We start from the raw sequence: 22,068 nt of genomic DNA, 5'->3' as shown, positions 1-22,068 counted from the left end.
TTTCCCTGTCGGGTGGCCTCCAGACGCCGGCCTCCCGAGCGGCGCCCTCCAGATGGGAGCGGGCGGCGGTAGCGTAGGTCCATGGACGACGGCGCCGCCCCACCTCTGGTCCTGCCGCTCGCCTCTGTCCGGGCTGCTGACGTTTCCGTGGCCGGGGGCAAGGGTGCGAACCTGGGAGAGCTCATCGATGCTGGACTCCCCGTCCCGCCCGGGTTCGTGGTCACGACGGGGGCCTACAGGGCCCATGCCGCACGCGCGGGCCTCGAACCGCACGCCGCGGCGTCCCACCCCGCCTCGGCCCGGCAGATCCTGACCTCCGTGCCCCTCGACGCGGCGACTGCACATGCGGTGACGGCGGCGCTGACCGAGCTCGGGCCCGAGGGGACCCCCGTGGCCGTGCGTTCGAGCGCCACCGCCGAAGACCTCCCGGGGGCGGCGTTCGCCGGCCAGCAGGACACGTTCCTGAACGTCTCCGGCACGGACGCGGTGCTCGACGCCGTCCGCCGCTGCTGGGCGTCCCTCTGGACGGACCGCGCAGCGGACTACCGCCAGCGGCAGGGGATCGACCCGGCCGAGGTGGCCATCGCCGTCGTCGTCCAGCGCATGGTCGACCCCGAGGCGGCGGGCGTCCTCTTCACCGCCGATCCGCTCTCCGGCCGCCGCGACGAGCTCGTCGTCGACGCGGCGCCCGGGCTCGGAGAAGCGGTCGTGTCCGGCGAGGTCACCCCCGAGCACCTCGTCCTGGGGCGCGACGGCGCCGTCCGGGAGCGGACGCAGGGGCAGAGCGGCGAGCAGGTCGTGCCGGACGCGGCAGCCCGCGAACTCGCCCAGCTCGCGGTGCGCGCCGAACAGCACTTCGGCGTTCCCCAGGACGTCGAATGGGCGCTGGCGAACGGGCGCATCGTCCTGCTCCAGGCCCGCCCCATGACCGCCCTCCCCTTCGAGGCCCCGCCCCTGAACCGGATCCAGCAGCTCGTTGCGCCCTTCTTCGTCGAGATGTTCGCTGTGCGTCCGTACCCGTTGGACGTCACCGGCTGGATCGGGCCCGGTGTCGTGAGAATGCTCCATCTCATGACCGAAAGCGTCGGCGTGCGCTTCCCGCCATTCGACGAGCTGGTCCGGGAGCGCGACGGCGTGGCCCTCCAGCTCGTGCCGCCTCGGCCCCGACCGACTCTGCGCACGTTCGGCGCGCCGCTCGCCCTGGCCCGCAGGGCCCGCAGATACCCTTCCAAGCGCTGGCCCGAGGACCCGCAGGTGCAGGAGTTCACGGCTGCGGTGGCGGCACTCGACGCTGAGAGCCTCGAAGCAATGTCCTGGCTGGGGCTCCTGCATCGCGTCGACCGGTGCAACGACGCAATGGTCTCGATCGGGCTCCTCCGCGCCGCCTATCTCCCCGGCGCACTGCTGCCCGTGCTTCCCCTGCGGGTGGTTCTCGCCCTGCTTTGGCAGGGACGGCTCGCCTCGCCGCTCGTTGCCGGAGGCCGGACGAGCACGCGGGCTGGCAACGATGCCCTGGAGGAACTCGCGGCCGAGGTCCGCGCAGACCCCGCACTCCTCGACGCCGCTGCCGAACTCGATGCCCATGCGTTCCTCGATGCCGTCCGGACTCGGCCCGAGTTCGCCCGCTTCAATGACCATCTGACGGCGTTCCTCGTCGAATACGGGCACAGGGAGTCGGTGAGCGTGGTCGTCGCGACGGCTCCGTCGTGGCGCGACGACCCCGTGCCGGTCGTTGCCATCATCCAGTCGCTTTCCGCGGCATCCCGGCCGGATCAACGCGAGACCCCAGGGGACGAGGCGCTCCGCCGTCTCCTCGCCCACCCGCTCCTCCGGCGGCTTGGGCCGGCCCGCGCCGCTGTCCGCGAGCTCGTCGAGGCGTCGCGGCGCGGCTTCGCCTTTCGCGAGGATTCGCATGCCCTCGCCACCAAGGTCATGCGGCCGCTGCGTGCCACGTTCATGGAGCTCGGCCGACGACTCGTCGCGGCCGGGGCCATCGACGCGCCGGAGGACGTCTTCCACCTGCGCCTCGAGGAACTGCGGGCGCTGCGGCCGCCCGAGGTGATGGACGACGTCGAGCGTTCGCGGGTGCGCGACCTCGCCGCTCGCCGCGCGGCGATAAGGCGTGAGTATGCGGGGGTGCCGATGCTGGACCTCGTAGCCGCGCTGCCGCCTGCGGCCGATGACGGAGCCGCGCTGGTGGTGGGGACGCCCGCGAGCGGGGGAGTTGCGGAGGGCCTCGTGCGAGTGATCCGGGGACCCGAGGAGTTCGGCAGGCTGCGCGCCGGGGACGTCCTGGTGTGCCCGAACACCAATCCGTCCTGGACGCCGCTGTTCGCCCGGGCGGCGGCGGTGGTTGTGGACACGGGCGGCCTCGGTTCGCACGCGGCGATTGTCGCCCGTGAGTATGGCGTGCCTGCGGTCATGGGGACGCGAACAGGAACGTCGGTGCTCCGCGACGGGCAGCGCGTCCGGGTGGACGGCAGCCGCGGCCGCGTCGACTCGGCCTGACCCCTGACACGTCTGAAGGTCACCTCCTGTTGGCCAAAGTCCAGACAATGGCCTTCAGGAGGTGACCTTCAGATGAGGAACCCCAGGAGGTGACCCCCAGGAGGTGACCTTCAGGAGGTGACCCTCAGAGTCAGGCGGCGGGGGCCGCCTCGGCGACGTCCGCGCGGACGGTGAGCCGGTCGCCGTCGTGCGTCCGATCGTCGTGAGGGCCCTCCCCAGTCTCACCGGCACCCGAGACGCCCACGGCGACCCGGCCGCCCTCGGCGACCTCGCCGGCCACGAGCAGGTCCGCGACGCGGTCCTCGAGCTCGCGCTGGATCACCCGGCGCAGCGGGCGGGCACCGAACTCGGGCTCGTAGCCGCGCTCCGCGATCCAGTCCACCGCGGCGTCGTCCACGGCCAGGGCGATGCCCTGCGCCGCGAGCCGCGCCTCGGTGCTGCGGAGCTGGAGCCGCACGATCTCGTGCAGCTGCTCGCGGGTGAGCTTGCGGAACAGCACGATCTCGTCGATGCGGTTGAGGAACTCCGGCCGCATCGTCTCGCGCAGGCGGCCCATGATCCTCGCGCGCAGCTCGGTCTCGGACGGACCGCCCTCGGCGCCGCCGGCCGCGAAGCCGAGTGAGGCGCCACGGGTCGCGAGGAACTCGGAGCCGAGGTTGCTCGTCATGATCACCACGGTGTTGCGGAAGTCCACGGTGCGGCCCTGGCCGTCGGTGAGCCTGCCGTCGTCGAGCACCTGCAGGAGCAGGTTGAATACGTCGGGGTGGGCCTTCTCGACCTCGTCCAGCAGCACCACGGAGTAGGGGCGCCGGCGCACGCGCTCGGTGAGCTGCCCGGCCTCCGAGTAGCCGACGTACCCGGGAGGGGCGCCGACCAGCCGCGAGACGGTGTGGCGCTCGCCGAACTCGCTCATGTCGAAGCGCGCCATCGCCGACTCATCACCGAACAGCGACGCCGCGAGGGCCTTCGCGAGCTCGGTCTTGCCCACGCCGGTGGGGCCGAGGAAGAGGAAGCTGCCGACCGGGCGCCCGGCGTCGCCGAGGCCCGTGCGGTTGCGGCGCACGGCCTTCGCGATCGCGGTGACCGCGTCCTCCTGCCCGACGACGCGCCCGTGGAGCTCGTCCTCGAGGCGCGCGAGCCGTTCGCGCTCGCCCTCGGTGACCCGTGCCGCCGGGATTCCGGTGGCACGCGCCACGACGGCGGCGATGTCCTCCTCGCGCACGACGGCGTCGCGCGCCTGGGTGCCGACCCCTTCCGCGGCATCGGCGATCCTGACGGCTACCGCCTCGATCGCGTCGCGCAGCCGGGAGGCCTCCTCGTAGTCCTCGCGGGCGACGGCGGCGGCCTTCTCCTGCTCGAGCTTCGTGGCCTCGGCGTTCAGGGCCTCGACGTCCACGGCCCGGGGGCCGCGCGCGAGGCTCAGGCGGGCACCGGCCTGGTCGATGAGGTCGATGGCCTTGTCCGGCAGGTACCTGTCGGTGATGTAGCGGTGGGAGAGCTCGACCGCGGCGCGGATCGCCTCGTCCGAGTACGCCACATCGTGGTGCTCCGCGTAGCGGGGGGCGAGGCCGGCCAGGATCGCGACGGCGTCCTCCACACTCGGCTCGCCGACCGTCACGGGCTGGAACCGGCGCTCAAGGGCGGGGTCCTTCTCGATGCGGCGGTACTCGTCGAGCGTGGTGGCGCCCACGAGATGCAGCTCGCCGCGGGCGAGGCGGGGCTTGAGGATGTTCCCCGCGTCCATGCCGCCCTCTCCACCGCCTCCGGCGCCGACGACGGTGTGGAGCTCGTCGATGAACGCGATGACGTCCCCGTCCTCGGCGAGCTCGTCCAGGGTCTTGGTGATGCGCTCCTCGAAGTCGCCGCGGTAGCGGGTGCCCGCCACCATGGCGGGCAGGTCGAGGGAGACCACGCGCTTGCCGGACAGCTGCGCGGGCACCTCCCCGGACGCGATGGCTTGGGCCAGGCCCTCGACGATCGCCGTCTTGCCGACGCCGGCCTCGCCGATGAGCACGGGGTTGTTCTTGGTGCGGCGGGCGAGGATCTCGATGGCCTGCTCGATCTCCTCGGCGCGGCCGATCACCGGATCGAGCCTGCCCTCGCGGGCGAGCTCGGTGAGGTCCGTGCCGAACTGGCCGAGCATGGTGTCCTTCCCGCTGGGTGCGCCGCTGCCTGCGGTGCGCCTCGGGGCGCGGGGCGACGCCTCGCCGTCGTGCGCGGGATCCGCCGGGGCGGACTCGCCCTCCTGCAGGGACTGGGGCGTGACGCCGGCGGCCGCGAGGATCTGGCCAGCGGGCGCGTCCGTGCCCAGCACGAGCGCGAGGAACACGTGCTCGGGGTCGATGTAGGTGGACCCGAGGGAGCGCGCGACCTTGTACGCGTCAAGGAAGACATGCTGCGCGGCGGCGGTGAGCGTGGGGGCGGCGGCGGGGTCCGTGTCGGAGCCCTCGGCGGGTTCGGGCAGCCGCTGTTCGACGGCCTCCACGATCCCTGCGGGGTCCACGCCCGCGCGCCGGACCATGTCGGAGACCGCCTCAGTCTCCGCGAGGATGCGGAGCAGGTGCAGGGCGTCCACCTCGCGGTGTCCGTGGTCCTTCGCGTAGCGGCCGGCGACGTTGAGCACCCTTTGGGTCCCGCGGCTCACGAGCCGCGTCATGTCGATGGGGCGCCCCACTCGGCGCGCTCCCTGACCCTGGAGGTACCGGGCAAGGAACTCGTCGAAGGAGCCGTTGCCGGCTGCGGGGCCGAAGAACAGTGGCATTCGTAATCCTCCGAAGGATAGATACAGAGTTGAGTGACTTACGCTCAAGTTCAACGTCTGTGCTACCCAGTTATTCCCCGGGGGTACCCGGGATCTGCGTCACACGGCTAGGTTGGAGGCCATGACGACCATCGCTGAGAACATCGTCGACACCCTCGCCGCCAACGGAGTCAGCCGCGTCTACGGCCTCCCCGGGGACTCCCTCAACGGGTTCACCGACGCGCTCCGCGGAACTCCGAGCATCCAGTGGGTCCACGTGCGCCACGAGGAAGCCGCCGCCTTCGCCGCGGCCGCGGAGGCGGCGCTCACCGGGGAGGTGGCAGTCTGCGCCGGCTCCGCAGGCCCCGGGAACCTCCACCTCATCAACGGGCTCTACGACGCGAACCGCTCCCGCGTCCCGGTCCTGGCGATCGCCGCCCACATCCCCAGCACCGAGATCGGCTCGAACTACTTCCAGGAGACCCATCCCACGGAGGTCTTCCGCGAGTGCAGCGTCTACGCCGAGCAGGTCACGGACCCGGCCCAGATGCCGCGGATCCTCGAGATCGCCCTGCGCACTGCAGTCGAGAAGCGCGGCGTCGCCGTCGTGGTCCTCTCCGGGGACATCGCGCTCGCCCAGGTCGCGTCGGACCGGATCGCCGTGGTGCGCCGGGCCGAGCCGAGGATCGTGCCGAGCGGGCGCGAGCTGCGGGAGGCCGCGGATATCCTCAACGCGGCCGGCAAGGTCACGATCCTCGCAGGCGCGGGCGTCGAGGGAGCCCACGACGAGGTGGTCGCGCTCGCCGACGCGCTCGGGGCGCCGATCGTGCACGCGTTCCGCGGGAAGGAGTTCATCGAGTACGACAACCCGTTCGACGTCGGCATGACCGGCCTGCTCGGGTTCAGCTCCGGCTACCGCGCCATGGAGTCCTGCGACGCGCTCCTCATGCTCGGCACCGACTTCCCCTACCAGCAGTTCTACCCGGAGCGGGCGAAGATCATCCAGGTGGACATCCGCGGCGACCAGCTGGGTCGGCGCACCCGCCTCGACCTCGGGCTCGTCGGCGACGTCAAGCACACCGCGTCCGCCCTGCTGCCGCTGTTGAGCCGGAAGAAGCGGCGCACCCACCTCGAGTCGACCCTCAAGCACTACGCCAAGACCCGGTCCCGGCTCGACGACCTCGCCACCCCTACGAAGAAGGGGCAGCCGCTCCACCCGCAGCACATCACCCGCGTCCTCGACCAGCTCGCCGACGACGACGTGGTCTTCACGGCGGACGTCGGCACCCCGGTGATCTGGGCGGCGCGCTACCTTACCATGAACGGGCGACGGCGCCTGGTCGGCTCGTTCACGCACGGCTCCATGGCGAACGCACTGCCGCACGCGATGGGCGCGCAGGCCGCCTTCCCGGGCCGGCAGGTCGTGGCGCTCGCCGGGGACGGCGGCCTCTCGATGCTCATGGGCGAGCTCATCACGCTCGTGCAGAACCGGCTGCCGGTGAAGCTGGTCGTGTTCAACAACGGCTCGCTGAACTTCATCGAGCTCGAGATGAAGTCGGCGGGCTTCGTGAACTTCGGCACCGGGCTGGACAATCCGAATTTCGCCGCAGTGGCGGAGGCCCTGGGCATCAAGGGGGTGCGGGTCAACGAGTCCTCGGAGCTCGAGCGCGGCCTCAAGGAGGCGCTCGCGCACGACGGCCCCGCCCTCGTGGACGTCGTGACGGCCCGGCAGGAGCTCGCCATGCCGCCGGCGATCACCGCGCAGCAGGCCAGCGGCTTCACACTCTACGCCCTCAGGACCGTCCTCTCCGGCCGCGGCGACGAGGTGCTCGACCTGGCGAAGACCAACTGGCGCCAGCTCTTCTAGGAGCCACCTTCTGGGGGTCACCTTCTGGGGGTCACGTCCTGGCGGCGGAATACTCACCCGGGGACGGGGGTTGCTTAAGGTTGCAACTTCAATCTTTAGGAGCCCTCATGAAGATCGCCGTCTACGGAGCCACCGGCATGGTGGGAAGCCAGATCGTCGCCGAAGCCGTCCGCCGGGGGCACGAGGTGACCGCCATCAGCCGCAAGGGGGCCCCGGTGGAGGGTGCCGCCGTCGTGCGTGCCGCGGACCTGGCCGACGTCGAGACGTACAGCGAGGTGGCCCACGCGCACGACGCCGTCGTGCTGGCCACGGTGCCCGACCGCACCGGCGGTTCCCGCCAGCCCTACATCGACGCCCACCGCGCGATCGCAGCGGTGCCCACGGCGGCGCGGCTCTACATGGTGGGCGGCTTCGGCGGACTCAAGACCCCCGACGGCACGCCGATCAAGGACACCCCCGGATTCCCGGCCGAGTACAAGGGGGAGTCGGACGCCGTGTATGTCGCCTACGAGGCCCTGCGCGACGCCGGCGCCGACCTGACCGTTCAGGCCCCGGCCGCGGTCATCGCCCCGGGTGAGCGCACGGGGGAGTATGTCACGGCCGTCGACGTCCCGGCCGCCGGCGAGAGGATCTCCTCGCAGGACTACGCCGTCGCCGCGCTCGACGAGCTCGAGCAGCCGCAGTTCCGGGGAACGTTCTTCACTGCCTCGAACTGATCTCTGCGCCGCCGAACGTCTGAGGGTCACCTCCTGGGAGTCACATCACGTGACCCTCAGGAGGTGACCCTCAGACGTCTGTGCGGGCGGGTGCCTGCTGCCGGACCTCAGTTCTGCGAGGCGAGCCAGAGGTCGGGGCCGAAGACCTCGTAGTGGATCTTCGTGGCAGGGATGCCCTTGGCGATGGCCTGGGAGCGGACCTTCTGCATGAAGGGCAGCGGGCCGCAGAGGTAGACGTTCGCGTTCTCGGGGAGGTCCACGTCGGCGAGGTTCATGAAGCCCTCGTGCGTCTCGGCGCCCGCGGCACCTGCGCCCACTGCGGCGAGTTCGGGCTTCTCGAGCCACACCTTCAGGCTCGCGCCGTCGATCTTCTGGACGTCGCCGAGCATCTGGTCGGACAGGGCCCACGTGTCGAGGCTGCGGTCGGCGTGCAGGGCGAGGACCTCGCGGCCCGAGCCGTTGGTGGCCAGGGCCCGCAGGATGGAGGCGGCCGGGGTGCAGCCGATGCCGGCGGTCGCGAGGACGAGCGGGCCGTCGCCGTCGTCGAGCGTCACGTCGCCGTACGGGTTGGAGAGCTCGACGACGTCGCCCACCTGGAACTTCTCGTGCATGATCGGCGAGACCTCGCCGCCGTCGTTGAACTTGGTGGTGATGACGCGGCGCTCGGTGGACTCGGCGTCGGCCGACAGCGTGTACTGGCGGGCCTGCAGGAGGCCGTCCGCGACCGGGATGCGGACCGAGACGAACTGGCCGGGCTCGCCCGGGGTCACGGGGGTGTCGTCGGCGGGCTCGAACACGAACGTCATCGTCGTGGGGCTCGCGGGCGTCTTCTCCACGATCTTCCAGGGCATCCACATCTTGTCATTGGCCTGCTTGGCGTAGAGCCCCTTCTCGATCTTGATGAGGGCGTCCGCCATGAGCCAGTACACCTCGGTCCAGGCCGCAGCGACCTCGGGCGTGACGGCCTCGCCGAGGTCCTCGACGATGGCCTCGAAGAGGTACTTGTAGACGATCTGGTACTGGTCCTCGGTGATGCCGAGGGACGTGTGCTTGTGGGCGATGCGGCTCAGGACCGCCTCGGGGAGGGTGCCGGGGTTGGTCACAAGGTGGCTCGCGAAGGCCGCGATGGCGCCGGCGAGGGCCTGGCGCTGGGTGCCGTTGGCCTGGTTGGCGCGGGAGAAGGTCCCGTTGAGGAGCTCGGGATGCGCGGCGAACATCTTCTGGTAGAACAGAGGCGTGATCTCGCCGATCCGGCTCCCCACGAGGGGGAGGGTGGCTTCGATGACGGGGCGCGCGGTATCCGAGAGCATTGCGACTCCTCAAGCATGGGGCTGGTCCCCGACCGGGGAACTTGGCTTATTCCGCATCTGTGATGCTGAATTACCTACAGTCTTCTACTGAGCGTAGAAAATGGCAATTTGAAAAGCTGTGACGCTCGTCACGGAACGTCACGTGCCGTGGGGGCTTCGCCGTCGGCAGGGGCCGGGCGGCTCAGGCGGGCGGGCGCAGCCCGATCCGCACGAGCACCGGGCCCATCTGCCGCTCGTGCGGGAGCGAGCTCACCACGACGCTGTCGAGCTCGCGGTAGAAGGCCTCACGGGCGCGCCGGAGGGCGCCGCGCAGCCCGCACTGGATGCTCAGGGGGCAGTCCCCGTTGGGGGTCTCGCACTCGGCCAGGTCCTCACGTGTGTCCAGGGCGCGCAGGACGCCGCCGACCGTCGCCTTCCGCCCCGCCTCGCTCAGCTGGACGCCGCCGGAGCGGCCGCGCGTGGCCTCGACGTACCCGAGCTCGCGGAGCCTGAGCACGGCCTTGCTCACGTGGTTGTAGGGCGTGCCGACGCCGTCAGCGATGGTCCGCGTGGCCAGCGGGACGCCGGTGTCATTGGCAGCCAGCAGCATCAGGGCGCGCAGACTCACATCCTCGAAGGCCGTCATGCGCATGGCGAGTATTCTACGCCCGCCGGGGCCGGTGCTCCTTGGGGCCCCTGCGGGTTAGGCGGTGAAGACCGCGGCCTCGTGCCCATCCGCTTCGAGGGCTCCGAAGACGTAGCCCTCGGCCGTGAGCTCGTAGGGCACGACGGCGGCCATCACCCCGCCGCCTGCGTGCTCGGCCGCGCCGTGGATGCCGTCGGAGCCGCGCTCCGGCAGGTGCACGTCGGACGCGAAGGCGACCGCGGTGTATCCCTCGCGGCCCTGCCGCAGCAGCTCGAGGACGTCCTCCATCATCGCCTCGGTGTCGAACTCCCCGTCGGGACCCGGCTCCGGCGGCGTGACCATCACGAGCCGCAGCTCGCCGTCGTGCGCGAGCGTGACGCCGAACGGCAGGAAGCCGCCATTCTGCTCGAGGTGCTCCTGGGCCATGCCGAGCGCGGTGCCGAGGACCTGGCGGAGCTCGGCCTGCTGGTCGGCCAGCGGCTTCTCCCCGGGCACCGTCACGCCCGGACGATCGCGAGGACGGTGTCGCGCAGCTGCTCGAGGGTCTCGCGGTCCTTTGCCTCGCCGTTGAAGCGCAGGAACGGCTCCGTGTTCGAGGGGCGGAGGTTGAACCACCAGGTGCCGTCCGCGGCGGAGAAGGTGGTGCCGTCGAGCTCGTCGACCGCCACGTCGTCGCCCTCGTACTCCTCGCGGACCCGGGCCACGGCGGCGGCCTTGTCCTCGATCTCCGAGTTGATCTCGCCGGAGGCCACGTACGGTTCGTACTCGGCGGCGAGCTGGGACAGGGGCTCGTCCTGCCCGCCGAGGGCCGCGAGGACGTGCATCGCGGCGAGCATGCCGGTGTCGGCGTTCCAGAAGTCGCGGAAGTAGTAGTGCGCCGAGTGCTCGCCGCCGAACACCGCGCCCTCCTCGGCCATCACGGCCTTGATGAAGGAGTGGCCCACGCGCGTGCGCACCGGGCGGCCGCCGTCGTGCTGGACGAGCTCGGGCACCGCGCGGGAGGTGATGAGGTTGTGGATGATGACCGGCTCGGACTCGCCCGCCGCCTTGGCCCGTGCGATCTCGCGGCGTGCCACGAGCGCCGTGATGGCCGACGGCGAGACAGGCTCGCCCTTCTCGTCGATGACGAAGCAGCGGTCCGCGTCGCCGTCGAACGCGAGGCCGATGTCCGCCCCATGCCGCACGACCGCGGCCTGAAGGTCGCGCAGGTTCTCCGGCTCGAGCGGGTTGGCCGGGTGGTTCGGGAAGGTGCCGTCGAGCTCGAAGTAGAGCGGGACGATCTCCAGGGGCAGGCCCGGCAGGAGCTGGTCGCCGAGCACCGCCGGGGTCGTGAGGCCGGCCATGCCGTTGCCCGCGTCCACGACCACCTTCAGTGGGCGGATGCCGTTGAGGTCGACGAGGCTGCGCAGGTACTCCGCGTAGTCCCGCAGGACGTCCCGGACGGCGATCTGCCCGGGCTCGTCCACGGCGGGGATCGCGTCCGCGGCGAGGTACGCCTCGGCAGCCGCCTGGATGTCCTTCAGCCCGGTCTCCGAGGAGACCGGCTGCGCGCCGGGCTTGGCCATCTTGATCCCGTTGTACTGCGCGGGGTTGTGGCTCGCGGTGAAGGTGGCGCCGGCGGCATTGAGTGCGCCGCAGGCGTAGTACAGCTCGTCGGTCGAGATCAGGTCCAGCGTCTCGACCCTGCCGCCCCGGGCTGCCGCGCCGCGGGCGAACGCGGCGATGAAGTCCGGCGACGACGGGCGCATATCCCCGCCCACCAGCACCGTCTGCCCGGCCAGGCCCAGCACGTCCACGAACGCCGCGCCGACGGCCTCGACGATGCGGGCATCGATGGTCTCGCCCACGATCCCGCGCACGTCGTACGCCTTGAAGGACGCGGACAGGTCGGTCAGGGGCGCGGCGCTTGTCGAGTCAGGGGCGGCGTTCACGTTGCTGGTCACGGGCTCGATTCTACTGGGGGGCGCCGACACCGTAGCCGGACCTTGAGCCGCGCGCACGCCGCGCCTAGGTTGAGCCCATGGACTGGACCCTCGAAGTTGTCATCCTGCCCGTGGCCGACATCGACCGCTCGGTCGAGTTCTACCGCGACAAGGTCGGCTTCCACCTCGACCACGACACGAAGAACGAGCACATGCACGTCGTCCAGTTCACGCCCGAAGGCTCCGGCTGCTCGATCGTGTTCGGCGACCTGCCGCCCCAGCGCGCCATGGAGCCGGGTTCGCTCAAGGGCCTCCAACTCGTCGTCGCGGACGCCGAAGCTGCCCGCGCGGAGCTGACGGGCCGTGGCGTTGAATGCTCGGAGCTCATGGTCTTCTCGCCCGACGACGGCGGCACGTTCTTCGGCTTTGACGACCCCGACGGCAACTCGTGGGCGGTACAGCAGATCCGCGCCCGCGCCGAGAAGCCGCTCATCCCGCTCGAGCACCGGGGGCGGTTCGGCGCCGACTGAGACGCGCCGCCCCCGGCCGCAGGCCCCGGAATGGTCGGCTGTCTGCGGGTCGCGGCATCGTGCACCCGCGGTTGGCCGACAATCGCGGCCAGGCCGGGACGCACGACGGCGCGCGGCCCGCCTGAGCGGGGGACGCGCCGTCGTGCGTGGACTCGCCAGCCAGGCTTGGGGCTCAGTAGGCCTTGACGCGCTGCTCGACGATGAGGTGGACGAGGGCGAACGTCTTGTCCTCGTCGATCGCGCGGAGCGCGGCCTCGAGGGCTGCCGGGACGTCGGCGTCCTTCTCGACCCGGACGCCGAATCCGCCGAACGCCTGCGCCATGAGCGCGAAGTCCGGGTTCTTCAGCTGGGTGCCGGAGACGCGGTGCGGGTAGTGGCGCTCCTGGTGCGAGCGGATCGTGCCGTACTCCTGGTTGTCCATGACGATCACCAGCGGCGTCGCGCCGTACTGCGCCGCGGTGGCGAGCTCCTGGCCGTTCATGAGGAACTCGCCGTCGCCGGCGATCGTCACCACGCGCCGGCCCGGGTGGGCCAGGGAGGCGGCGACGGCGGAGGGGATGGAGTAGCCCATGGAGCCGTTGCGGGCCGAGATCATCGAGGCGTACTTCTGGGTGGGGAAGTAGCGGTGGGCCCAGTTGGTGTGCTCGCCGGCGCCGAGGGTGATCATGGCGTCCTCGGGCAGGGACGCGCAGAGGTTCGCCATGAGGGTGTCCATCCGGGCCTGGCCGTCGGTGGGCGTAGCGGGGGGCAGGGCGGCGAACTTCTCCTGCTCGCCGCGCATGCGCTCGGTCCAGGCCTTCCACTGCTCGCGCGCGGGGAGGTTCATCAGGACGAGGTCGCGCACGAACGAGTCCGGCTTGGCGACGATCTGGTGCGAGACCGGGCCGGAGCGCCCGCGCAGGGACGGGTCGATCGTGACGAGGAAGTTCTTCTTCGCCCAGTCCTGGCGGACCAGGAAACCGTCGGTGATGACGTCCCCGGGCACGGTGCCGACGAAGACCAGCAGGTCCGTCTCCTCGAGCAGGTTGTAGGTCGGCTTCGGGCGGCCGTAGCCGATCGGGCCCACGTAGGAGGGGGAGTCGAAGGGGATGGTGCCCTCGCAGCGCCACTCGGCCGCGGCCGGGATGCTGTGGTCCTCGAGCCAGTTGGTCAGCGCGGTGGCGCCCTCCTGGGTCCAGTCGTTGCCGCCGACGACGAACAGCGGCTTCTCCGCCTCGGACAGGGCCGCCTTGAGCGCCTTCCAGTCGCTGACGGTCATGCCGCCCTCGGCCACGGGGATCACGGGGTGGATCTCCGCGTCGATCTCCTGCTGGATGATGTCCTCCGGCAGGCCCACGACGACGGGGCCCGGGCGCCCGCTCATCGCGGCGAACATCGCCTCGGCGACGATCTCGGAGGCGCGCTCGGCATGGTCGAGCACCATGACGCGCTTGGCGCCGGTGTCGAACCAGGACTTGATGTCGAACTCCTGGAACGCCTCGCGGTCGCGGTGCGCGAACGGGATCAGCCCGACGAACAGCACCATCGGGGTCGAGTCCTGCCACGCGGTGTGCAGGCCCACGTGCGCGTTCGCCGCTCCGGGCCCGCGCGTGACCATGGCCACGCCGGGGAGCTGGTTCATCTTCCCGTCGGCCTCGGCCATGTAGGCCGCGCCGCCCTCGTGGCGGCACACGACCGTCTCGATCGAGGCGTTGTGGAGGCCATCGAGCACGTCCAGGAACGACTCGCCGGGAACCACGTACGTCCGCTTCACACCGTGGGCGGCGAGCGAATCGACGATCACATGGCCCGCGGACTTCCGCTCGGGCTGCTTCGGCTGGGACTGCTTCTGCTCGGGGGACTGGCCTGCCTGCTCCGGCAGGGTGGCATCAGAAAGGGGCGGCACCGTCGCCGTCATGACACGTTCCTTCTCGTTGGCACTGAGATGCCACTACGGTATCGGGACGGGAACTCTCAGGTCACCGTGAAGTGTCGGAGGTCACGGCCATACTGGAAGACATGGTCCCGAGCCCGCAGCAAGCAGCCCATTCAGCGGAAAATATGACACAACGTGACGAGGCGGACGGCCCGGGGGACGGTCTCCGCGACCGGGCCCTCAGGGTCCTGCGCACCCTCGTGGGGCGGGACGACGCCGACTTCCACCCCGGCCAGTTCGAAGCCATCGAGGCCCTCGTCGCCAAGGGGCGGCGCACCCTCGTGGTCCAGCGCACCGGCTGGGGCAAGTCCGCCGTGTACTTCGTGGCTTCCCTGCTCCTGCGCGCGCAGGGCGCCGGGCCCACACTCCTCGTCTCGCCCCTCCTCGCGCTCATGAGGGACCAGGTCGCGGCCGCCGCACGCGCCGGCGTGCGGGCCGTGGCGATCAACTCGGCGAACCGGCTCGAATGGGACGAGGTGCACGCCGCGCTCGAGGCGGACGCGGCCGACGTCGTCCTCATCTCCCCGGAGCGGCTCACGAACCCGGGATTCCGCGAGCAGCACCTGCCCGAGCTGCTCGCCCGCACCGGCCTGCTCGTGGTGGACGAGGCGCACTGCATCTCGGACTGGGGCCACGACTTCCGGCCCGACTACCGCCGGATCGCCTCGCTCATCGACGAGCTCCCGGCGTCAGTCCCCGTCCTCGCGACGACGGCGACCGCCAACGCGCGCGTGGTCCGGGACATTGAGGAGCAGCTCGGAACGGACGTCCTCACGCTGAGGGGGGCGCTCGGGCGGGAGTCGCTGCGCCTCGGCGTCCTGGCGCTGCCCGACGCCGGGCACCGCCTCGCGTGGCTGCTCGCCCACCTCGAGGGGTTGCCCGGGAGCGGGATCATCTACACGCTCACGGTCTCCGCGGCGGAGGACACGGCCCGGATCCTCGCCGAGGCCGGCCACCGCGTGCTGGCCTACACGGGCAAGACCGACACTGCGGAGCGCGAGCAGGCCGAGCAGCTCCTCAAGGACAACCAGGTCAAGGCACTCGTCGCGACCAGCGCCCTCGGAATGGGGTTCGACAAGCCGGACCTCGGCTTCGTCGTGCACCTGGGCGCGCCGTCGAGCCCGGTCGCCTACTACCAGCAGGTGGGACGTGCCGGGCGCGGCACCGCCAACGCTGACGTGCTCCTCCTGCCCGGCCCTGAGGACCGCGACATCTGGCGCTACTTCGCGACGGCGTCCATGCCCGACGAGGGCAGGGCCAACGCGGTCACCGCGGCGCTCTCGGAAGCCGGCCGACCCCTCTCGACCGTGGCGCTCGAGTCCCTCGTTGAGCTGCGCCGAACCCAGCTCGAGCTGCTCCTGAAGGTCCTCGCCGTGGACGGAGCCGTGGAGCGGGTTGGCGGCGGCTGGCAGGCCACCGGCGTCCCGTGGCAGTACGACGGCGAGCGGTACGCGCGCATCGCGGAGGCCCGTGTCGCCGAGCAGGACTCGATGGTGGTGTACGAGGAGACTGCCGGGTGCCGGATGGAGTACATCACGAGCGTGCTCGACGACGAGACGGCAGCCCCGTGCGGGCGCTGCGACAACTGCGCCGGCCGCTGGTTCCCGGACGACGTCGACCCGTCGCTGCTCGAGCGCGCCGGTGCCAAGCTGCGGCACGCGGGCGTCCCCATCGAGCCCCGGGCCCAGTGGCCCAGCGGAATGGAGAAGCTCGGGGTGCGGGTCAAGGGCAGGATCTCCGCGGAGGAGCAGCTCGCCGAGGGCCGGGCCCTCGCCCGCCTCACCGACCTCGGATATGGGGGACCGCTCCGCGAGCTGTTCGCCTCCGGCGCCCCGGACACGGAGGTTCCCCCGGCGCTCGCGCGCGCGTGTGTCGAGCTCCTCGCCGCATGGGCCCAGGGCGACTCGTCGACGGGCCCGTGGAGCGGCGCCGGGCGACCGGCCGCCGTCGTGAGCGTCCCCTCAGCGACGCGTCCGCGGCTGGTGGACTCGCTCGCGCGCGGCATCGCCCAGGTGGGGCGGCTCCCGTACCTCGGATCGCTTGAGCGCACCGATGCCGCTCGGCCCGGGCAGGGCGGCGGCAACAGCGCATTCCGGCTCGCCGGGGTCTGGGAGGCGTTCGACGTCGGCCCCCACCTCCGCGAGGCACTCGCGGGGGTCGCGGGGCAACCGGTGCTGCTCGTCGACGACCTGGTGGACAGCCGGTGGACCGCGACAGTGGCCGGAAGGCTGCTGCGACGGGAGGGAGCGGGGGCGGTCCTGCCGCTCGCACTGGCCCAGGCCGGGTAGGGCGAGGAGGCGGGCGACGGGGACATCAACCGACATACTTCGTGTCGCAGATCACACAATGATCACGAAATGGTCTCATTTCGATAGGCTGGCTGCGACCGATCGCCAGCCACAGGAGGGAATGGCCCAGATCGTGAGCCGCAAGGCCCCGCCGATTGTCCGCCGCCTGGCGTTGTGTGCCGCCGTTCTCGGTGCCCTCCTGCTGGGCCTCCAGCTCCTCACGGTCCCCCAGGCTGGCCCGGCAACAGCAGCAGCCGAGAGACCGCCACTCCAGACCCCCGCGGATCAGCTGAATCCGTCTCCGGATCCCCAACAGCTGCTTCCCCAGCCCCCGTCCCCGACGAGCACCCCGAGCCCCACGCCGTCCGCAGCGCCGCCCAAGGCGCAGGTGAGCCTCGTCCGCTCGGCCTGCGACTCGGTGCGCCTGGCCGCCCAGACCGATCAGGGCGCCGTGCTCGCCTACCGCATCACCGACGAGGCCGGGCGCGAGGCAGCGGCGGGGCGCTTCACCGGGTCCGCCGACCTCATCGTCCCCCTCTCGACCGGGCATGCCTACACGGCGAGCGTGAGCCAGACCCCGGATGGCGCTGCGCTCGCGACCTCCGCCGCCGCGGACCTCACCGCGCCCTGCCCCGTCGCGGTGACGGCCGATGCCCCGCTGTTCTCGGACCCGTGCGGCACCGACCGCGACGCCGTCCTCGTCCCCCGGATCATCGGAGTCGACTACCGCGTGGGGGAGACCCTCCTCGTCGCCGGGACCAACTCAGCGCTCGGGACGGTCACCGTGGTCGCCTCCGCGCGGCCCGGTTACTCGATGGGCGGGCCGACGCAGTGGACTCATCAGTTCTCCTCGGCGCCGTGCCCCGACAGCCAGCAGCAGCCGCTTCCGCCGACGGCAGCTGCGCCTGCTCCGCCCCCGGCCCCCCCGAGCGCGGAGCCGCAGTCGTCGGCCGCGCCGTCGCCCGCCGCGACCGCCGACCACCCCGCCGGCGGGGACTGGCAGGCCTCCACGGGCACACCCGCGGAGCATTCTTCCCAGACCGCTGCCTCCGCCTGGGCGCCGGGTCCGCTGGCATGGGGCATCATGATCGCCCTGGCGGTCGCGGGCGGGATTCTCTTCTGGTCCAAGACACGCCACTGAGCCCCAGCCGGCGCAAGCGAGAAGCGCCCCCGGTCCGAAGACCGGGGGCGCTTCTCGTATTCACATGGCGGAGACGGGGGGATTTGAACCCCCGGTCCAAGTTTCCCCGGACCCTTCATTAGCAGTGAAGTCCATTCGGCCGCTCTGGCACGTCTCCTTGCTGTCGCCAGCCTGACAAGCGTACCCAGAACGGTGGCGGAGACGCAAAAACGCCCCGTCCTTCCGTCTGGGGGTCACGTTCTGAGGGTCACCTCCGGTGGCTCCCAGAATGTGACCCCCAGAAGGTGACCCCCAGACGGGGGCTAGCGCAGGGGCCCGGTCAGGGCCCGCCACAGGAAGGTCTGGCTGCGGGCCTGGAGGGCGGCCGCCTGCCGGTTGTCGCTCGCCCCGGCGTGGCCGCCCTCGAGTGCCTCGTGGAACCAGACGTTCCGAATCCCCATGGCCTCCATGCGCGCGGCCATCTTGCGCGCCTGCACGGGCCCCACCCGGTCGTCCGAGGTCGCCGTCCAGATGAAGGTGTCGGGGTATTCCACCCCGTCGCGAAGCAGGTGGTACGGCGAGAAGGTCCGGAGGAACTCCCACTCCTCGGGCTTGTCCGGATCCCCGTACTCCGCGATCCACGAGTAGCCCGCGGAGAGCTTCGTGTACCGGCGCATGTCCAGGAGCGGCACCCCGCAGGAGATCGCCCCGAACAGCTCGGGATAGTGGACGAGCATGTTCCCGACCAGCAGGCCGCCGTTCGAGCCGCCCGAGCAGCCCAGATGCTGCGGCGAGGTGACGCCGCGCCGGATGAGGTCTTGGGCGACCGCCGCGAAGTCCTCGTACGCCCGGTGCCGGTTCGCCTTGAGCGCCGCCTGGTGCCACGCGGGCCCGTACTCGCCGCCGCCGCGGATGTTCGCCACGACGTACACGCCGCCCTTCTCGAGCCACGCCCTGCCGATCGTGCCGGAGTAGGCGGGCGTCCTGGCGATCTCGAATCCGCCGTAGCCCGAGAGCTGGGTCGGGGCAGTTCCGTCCAGCTCGAGACCGAGGGGGGACACCTGGAAATACGGCACGCGCGTGCCGTCCGCGGAGACCGCGAAGTGCTGCTCCACCTCGAACCGGGATTCGTCGAAGAACGACGGCGCCCGCTTGACTGCCGCGTGCTCCCCGCCGAGGGCTCCGCGCAGGAGGGTTGTGGGCGTCAGGAACCCTGTCGCGATGAGCCAGTAGTCGTCGCCCGCCTCGGGGTCCTCGTCGTCCACGGCGAAGCTCTCGACGAGGTGCAGCGGCGGGCACGCGTCGAGCGTCCGAGGCGACCACCCGGCGTCGTGCGCTCCGGAGCTGGGCTCCGGCGGCGTGAGCACCCGGATCTCGGAGGAGACGTCGCGGAGCAGGTTGAGCATGAGGTGGCTCTTCGTCCAGGACCAGGACTGGAGCGAGGTGTGCTCATCGGGGGTGAACAGGACGGTGAGGTCCCGTGACCCTGCCATGAACTCGTCGAAGCCGGCCACGAGCAGGGAGCCGCCGGGGTACACCCGCCCGTCGCTGCTCCCGCCGACGGTCCAGTCGCGCTGGGGCCGGAACAGGATCCACTCGCGGTGCAGGTCCACGTCGACATTGGTGGGCACGGGGATCGGCGCCCAGTCCCCGTCCACCCAGACCGAGTGCTGGACGTCGAAGAAGCTGATCCGGTCGCTCGCGAGGAGCCGCTCGAAGCCCGGGGTGTCGTCGAAGCCCGCGGAGGCCATCATGTGCTCCGCGGGGACCTCGAAGATGGTCTCGGCGTCCGCCAGATCGCCGCCGCGTGCCAGCTTCCGCACGATGCGGGGGTACGAGGACGTGGTCGAGGCGTCCTCGCCGAGGGTCGAGGAGACCAGTAGCGTGTCCGCGTCGATCCAGTCCACCCCGCCCTTGGCGGCCGGCAGCTCGAAGCCGCCTGCTGCGGGATCCACGAAGGCGCGGTCCTCGACGTCGTACTCGCGCAGGGCCGCGGCGTCGCCTCCGTCGGGGGAGAGCCGGACCATGCAGCGGCGCCACGAGACGTTGTCATCCGGGCGGAGGAAGCTCGCCCCGCCCCACACCCACTCGGTTCCCTCGGCGGCGGCGAGCGCGTCAAGGTCGAGCACAGCCTCCCACTCGGGGGCTTCCGTCACGTAGCTGTCCCACCGGGTGCGCCGCCATAGGCCCCTGGGGTGCTCGGCGTCGCGCCAGAAGTTGTAGTACCAGTCGCCGCGCTTCGCCACCATGGGAATGCGGTCGGTCGAGTCCATGACCTCGAGGATGCGCGCCTCGAGCTGCGCGTACTCGGCGTCCACGAGCAGGTCCTCGGTGCGGGCGTTCTGCTCGCGCACCCACGCCAGCTGGTCCTCGCCGTGGATGTCCTCGAGCCACAGGTTCTCGTCCACCGGCTCCCCGGGGAGGTGCGCCCACGTCTCGGTGTCGGCGGGCTGCGCTGTCTCGGCAGGGGTGGTGTCCGGGGTCATGGGCCCATCCTTCCACGCCGCGGGTTAAGCTCAACCCTATGGTCCGGGGAGGTGTGCAGCGCGTAGCCGTGGTGGGGGGCGGGCCGCGCGGACTCTCCGCGGTGGAGCGGCTGCTCGCCGTCCGGGAAGCGCAGGGGGCCCCGGGGACGACGCTCGAGATCACGGTCTACGACCCCTTCGATCCGGGCCCGGGCAAGGTCTGGCGCACCGGGCAGCCGCGCCTGTTCCTGATGAACACGCCCTCCTTCTATCCCACCGTCATCCCGAGCGAGCCGGGCATGGCAAAGCCCCTCGCCGGGACCAGCTTCGACGCGTGGCGCGCCGCGCGGCGCGACGCGATCCGCGCGGGACAGTGCGGCCTCGGCCCCGAGGAGCAGGCCGAGCTCAGCCGCCTCGACGCGAGCGGGTTCCCGCCCCGGGCGCTCTACGGGCGCTACCTGGCCGAGACATGGCAGGCGATCCTCGACGCCGCACCGCCCGACGCCGTCGTGCGCCACGTGCCGCAGGAGGTGGCCCGGGTCGGGCGCACCCCGCACGGGTTCGCCGTCACGACGGCGAGCGGGCGCGCGCGGGAGGCCGACGCCGTCGTGCTCGCCCTCGGGCATGTCCAGGCGCGGCTCGGCCGTGACCAGCGCGTCCTGGCGGAATCCGCCGAACGGCTCGGCCTGACCTACCTTCCGCCGGCGGCTCCGGCGGACGTGGACTGGGACAGGCTGCCGGCCGGGAAGAGTGTCCTCGTGCGCGGCATGGGGCTGAACTTCTTCGACGTCATGGTCCAGCTCACCGAGGGCCGGGGCGGGCGATTCTCCCAGCGGCCCGACGGGCGTCTGGCGTACGAGCCCTCCGGGCGGGAGCCGCGGATCGTCGCGGCCTCACGTCGCGGTGTGCCCTACCGCGGCAAGACGGAACTGGACTCGTACTATGCCCCTTCCATCGTGCTGCGCTGGTTCACCCGGGCCGCTGCCCTGGCCCCGCGGCGGGCGGGCATCGAGCCGTCCTTCGATCAGGACCTGTGGCCGCTCCTGCACCGCGACACCCTCTGGGCCTACTACTCGACGCTCGCGCGGGTCGAGCCCGAGTCGGTGTCCGAGGGGTTCCTGGCCCGGCTCGACGAGGCGCTCGCCGTCGAGGGCCCCGCGTGGGAGCCGCTCGCAGCGCGCGTGGCGCGCGACGGCGTCGCCCCGGCCCGGCGGCTCGACCTCCGCGCGCTCGGCGCACCGCTGTCCGGCTGGCACGCCCAGGACCGGTCCGACCTCGACGCCCGCGTGCTCGCGTACCTCGACGAGGATGCCGCGGGGAGCGCGCGCGGCGAGGACGACCCGGTCAAGATGGCCATCGCGGCACTGCACCGCGGCCGGGCCGTGCTCAAGGAGGCGGTCGCGGACGGCGGCATCACGGAGGAGTCCTGGGTCTCGGGCCTGCGCGGCTGGTTCGAGGGCCTTGTCGAGGGGCTCGCGAGTGGGCCGCCGGCCCTGCGGATCCGGCAGATGGCGGCGCTCATGCGCGCAGGCGTCGTGGGAACGGTCGGTCCCGAGCCGCGCTTCTCGATCGACCGCTCGGAGCCGGCGTTCACGGCGTCGTCCCCGTGGGTGGGGGCGCCCGAGGTGCGCTCGAGGTACCTCGTGGAGGCCCTCGCCCCGGCCAACGTCGTGGCGCAGTCGGACTCCGCGCTCCTGTCGGGGCTGCTTGCGGACGGCCTTGTGCGCCCCAGATTCCTTGCCGGTACCGACGGCGTCCCCCGCCCCTCGAGCGGTCTGGACGTCACGGCGCCGCCCTACCGCGCGCTGGATGTGAACGGGCAGCCGGTCGAGGGGCTGTACGTCCTCGGGCTCCAGCTTTCGGCGGTGCAGTGGGGGACGGCGATCGCTGCCGAGGCCCATACGTTCGCTGCCCCCGGCGAGGCGCACGACGGCGCCCCGTACCCGAGTGGGCAGCGCACACTCCGCGACGCGGACGCGATTGCGAGGGACATCCTCGGTCTCGGCGCGTGAGCCCAGCCGGCCGCCTTGGGTACGGCCTTGGGTACGGCGACGGCCGGCGC

General features: G+C 71.7%; 14 protein-coding genes and 1 tRNA gene. 7 read left to right on the top strand and 8 right to left on the bottom strand.

Going from position 1 to position 22,068, the window contains the following annotated elements:
- Window positions 1-81: 81 nt before the first annotated feature.
- On the top strand, window positions 82-2,508 hold the full coding sequence (locus tag ABD298_RS16780; protein ID WP_344300944.1) for a PEP/pyruvate-binding domain-containing protein: 2,427 nt from the start codon (window positions 82-84) through the stop codon (window positions 2,506-2,508).
- A 130-nt stretch (window positions 2,509-2,638) separates the two neighbouring features.
- Here the strand turns inward: ABD298_RS16780 and ABD298_RS16775 are convergent, their stop codons facing one another.
- The gene (locus ABD298_RS16775) at window positions 2,639-5,269 is read right to left on the bottom strand and encodes an ATP-dependent Clp protease ATP-binding subunit (RefSeq protein ID WP_344300942.1); all 2,631 of its coding nucleotides are present in this window, start codon (window positions 5,267-5,269) and stop codon (window positions 2,639-2,641) included.
- A gap of 121 nt (window positions 5,270-5,390) precedes the next feature.
- Between ABD298_RS16775 and poxB the strand changes: the two genes are divergently transcribed.
- Window positions 5,391-7,115: a ubiquinone-dependent pyruvate dehydrogenase gene (gene poxB, locus ABD298_RS16770; RefSeq protein WP_344300940.1), complete on the top strand. Its 1,725-nt coding sequence runs from the start codon at window positions 5,391-5,393 to the stop codon at window positions 7,113-7,115.
- 107 nt (window positions 7,116-7,222) lie between these two features.
- Window positions 7,223-7,831, top strand: a complete 609-nt coding sequence (locus ABD298_RS16765) for an NAD(P)-dependent oxidoreductase (RefSeq protein ID WP_344300939.1) — start codon at window positions 7,223-7,225, stop codon at window positions 7,829-7,831.
- A 107-nt stretch (window positions 7,832-7,938) separates the two neighbouring features.
- Here ABD298_RS16765 and ABD298_RS16760 read toward each other — a convergent pair whose 3' ends face one another.
- The 4 genes from ABD298_RS16760 to ABD298_RS16745 all read right to left on the bottom strand — a co-directional run bounded on the left by ABD298_RS16760 (window position 7,939) and on the right by ABD298_RS16745 (window position 11,709).
- Complete coding sequence (locus ABD298_RS16760; RefSeq protein ID WP_344300938.1) at window positions 7,939-9,141, bottom strand: globin domain-containing protein; 1,203 nt, start codon at window positions 9,139-9,141, stop codon at window positions 7,939-7,941.
- Window positions 9,142-9,322: 181 nt separating this feature from the next.
- Window positions 9,323-9,772: an RrF2 family transcriptional regulator gene (locus ABD298_RS16755; RefSeq protein WP_344300936.1), complete on the bottom strand. Its 450-nt coding sequence runs from the start codon at window positions 9,770-9,772 to the stop codon at window positions 9,323-9,325.
- 51 nt (window positions 9,773-9,823) lie between these two features.
- The gene (locus ABD298_RS16750) at window positions 9,824-10,267 is read right to left on the bottom strand and encodes a hypothetical protein (protein WP_344300935.1); all 444 of its coding nucleotides are present in this window, start codon (window positions 10,265-10,267) and stop codon (window positions 9,824-9,826) included.
- Complete coding sequence (locus ABD298_RS16745; protein ID WP_344300933.1) at window positions 10,264-11,709, bottom strand: phosphomannomutase/phosphoglucomutase; 1,446 nt, start codon at window positions 11,707-11,709, stop codon at window positions 10,264-10,266. The genes ABD298_RS16750 and ABD298_RS16745 overlap by 4 nt, the downstream gene beginning before the upstream one ends.
- Before the next feature lie 77 nt (window positions 11,710-11,786).
- Between ABD298_RS16745 and ABD298_RS16740 the strand changes: the two genes are divergently transcribed.
- Window positions 11,787-12,218, top strand: a complete 432-nt coding sequence (locus ABD298_RS16740) for a VOC family protein (RefSeq protein ID WP_344300932.1) — start codon at window positions 11,787-11,789, stop codon at window positions 12,216-12,218.
- A 172-nt stretch (window positions 12,219-12,390) separates the two neighbouring features.
- Here the strand turns inward: ABD298_RS16740 and ABD298_RS16735 are convergent, their stop codons facing one another.
- Entirely contained in the window at window positions 12,391-14,115 is a 1,725-nt protein-coding gene (locus tag ABD298_RS16735; RefSeq protein WP_344300931.1) for a thiamine pyrophosphate-dependent enzyme, read from the bottom strand.
- A gap of 143 nt (window positions 14,116-14,258) precedes the next feature.
- Here ABD298_RS16735 and ABD298_RS16730 point away from each other — a divergent pair, with 143 nt between their 5' ends.
- Both ABD298_RS16730 and ABD298_RS16725 read left to right on the top strand, forming a co-directional pair.
- Window positions 14,259-16,421 (top strand): RecQ family ATP-dependent DNA helicase, encoded by a 2,163-nt coding sequence (locus tag ABD298_RS16730; protein WP_344300930.1) that lies wholly within the window; start codon window positions 14,259-14,261, stop codon window positions 16,419-16,421.
- Between the two features lie 121 nt (window positions 16,422-16,542).
- Window positions 16,543-17,562 carry a hypothetical protein gene (locus tag ABD298_RS16725; protein WP_344300929.1) on the top strand — a complete coding sequence of 340 codons (1,020 nt, stop codon included), beginning with the start codon at window positions 16,543-16,545 and terminating at the stop codon, window positions 17,560-17,562.
- Between the two features lie 65 nt (window positions 17,563-17,627).
- Here the strand turns inward: ABD298_RS16725 and ABD298_RS16720 are convergent.
- Together ABD298_RS16720 and ABD298_RS16715 are read right to left on the bottom strand one after the other, a co-directional pair.
- A tRNA-Ser gene (locus ABD298_RS16720) sits at window positions 17,628-17,719 on the bottom strand.
- Window positions 17,720-17,864: 145 nt separating this feature from the next.
- The gene (locus ABD298_RS16715; RefSeq protein WP_344300927.1) at window positions 17,865-20,027 is read right to left on the bottom strand and encodes a prolyl oligopeptidase family serine peptidase; all 2,163 of its coding nucleotides are present in this window, start codon (window positions 20,025-20,027) and stop codon (window positions 17,865-17,867) included.
- Window positions 20,028-20,065: 38 nt separating this feature from the next.
- On the opposite strand from ABD298_RS16715, the gene ABD298_RS16710 reads away from it, so the two are divergent.
- A complete protein-coding gene (locus tag ABD298_RS16710; RefSeq protein ID WP_344300926.1) occupies window positions 20,066-22,018 on the top strand; it encodes an FAD/NAD(P)-binding protein in 1,953 nt (650 codons plus the stop codon).
- Window positions 22,019-22,068: the final 50 nt, after the last annotated feature.

This window comes from Sinomonas flava (assembly GCF_039531875.1).
GTDB classification, from domain to species: Bacteria; Actinomycetota; Actinomycetes; order Actinomycetales; family Micrococcaceae; genus Sinomonas; species Sinomonas flava.
This window is presented reverse-complemented; position numbering and strand designations above follow the sequence as displayed.

What these genes read in the sequence shown, in the direction of transcription:
- ABD298_RS16780 (WP_344300944.1), top strand. Translation starts at nt 82, where the DNA reads ATGGACGACGGCGCCGCCCCACCTCTGGTCCTGCCGCTCGCCTCTGTC.
- ABD298_RS16775 (WP_344300942.1), bottom strand. Translation starts at nt 5,269, where the DNA reads ATGCCACTGTTCTTCGGCCCCGCAGCCGGCAACGGCTCCTTCGACGAG.
- poxB (WP_344300940.1), top strand. Translation starts at nt 5,391, where the DNA reads ATGACGACCATCGCTGAGAACATCGTCGACACCCTCGCCGCCAACGGA.
- ABD298_RS16765 (WP_344300939.1), top strand. Translation starts at nt 7,223, where the DNA reads ATGAAGATCGCCGTCTACGGAGCCACCGGCATGGTGGGAAGCCAGATC.
- ABD298_RS16760 (WP_344300938.1), bottom strand. Translation starts at nt 9,141, where the DNA reads ATGCTCTCGGATACCGCGCGCCCCGTCATCGAAGCCACCCTCCCCCTC.
- ABD298_RS16755 (WP_344300936.1), bottom strand. Translation starts at nt 9,772, where the DNA reads ATGCGCATGACGGCCTTCGAGGATGTGAGTCTGCGCGCCCTGATGCTG.
- ABD298_RS16740 (WP_344300932.1), top strand. Translation starts at nt 11,787, where the DNA reads ATGGACTGGACCCTCGAAGTTGTCATCCTGCCCGTGGCCGACATCGAC.
- ABD298_RS16735 (WP_344300931.1), bottom strand. Translation starts at nt 14,115, where the DNA reads ATGACGGCGACGGTGCCGCCCCTTTCTGATGCCACCCTGCCGGAGCAG.
- ABD298_RS16730 (WP_344300930.1), top strand. Translation starts at nt 14,259, where the DNA reads ATGACACAACGTGACGAGGCGGACGGCCCGGGGGACGGTCTCCGCGAC.
- ABD298_RS16725 (WP_344300929.1), top strand. Translation starts at nt 16,543, where the DNA reads ATGGCCCAGATCGTGAGCCGCAAGGCCCCGCCGATTGTCCGCCGCCTG.
- ABD298_RS16715 (WP_344300927.1), bottom strand. Translation starts at nt 20,027, where the DNA reads ATGACCCCGGACACCACCCCTGCCGAGACAGCGCAGCCCGCCGACACC.
- ABD298_RS16710 (WP_344300926.1), top strand. Translation starts at nt 20,066, where the DNA reads ATGGTCCGGGGAGGTGTGCAGCGCGTAGCCGTGGTGGGGGGCGGGCCG.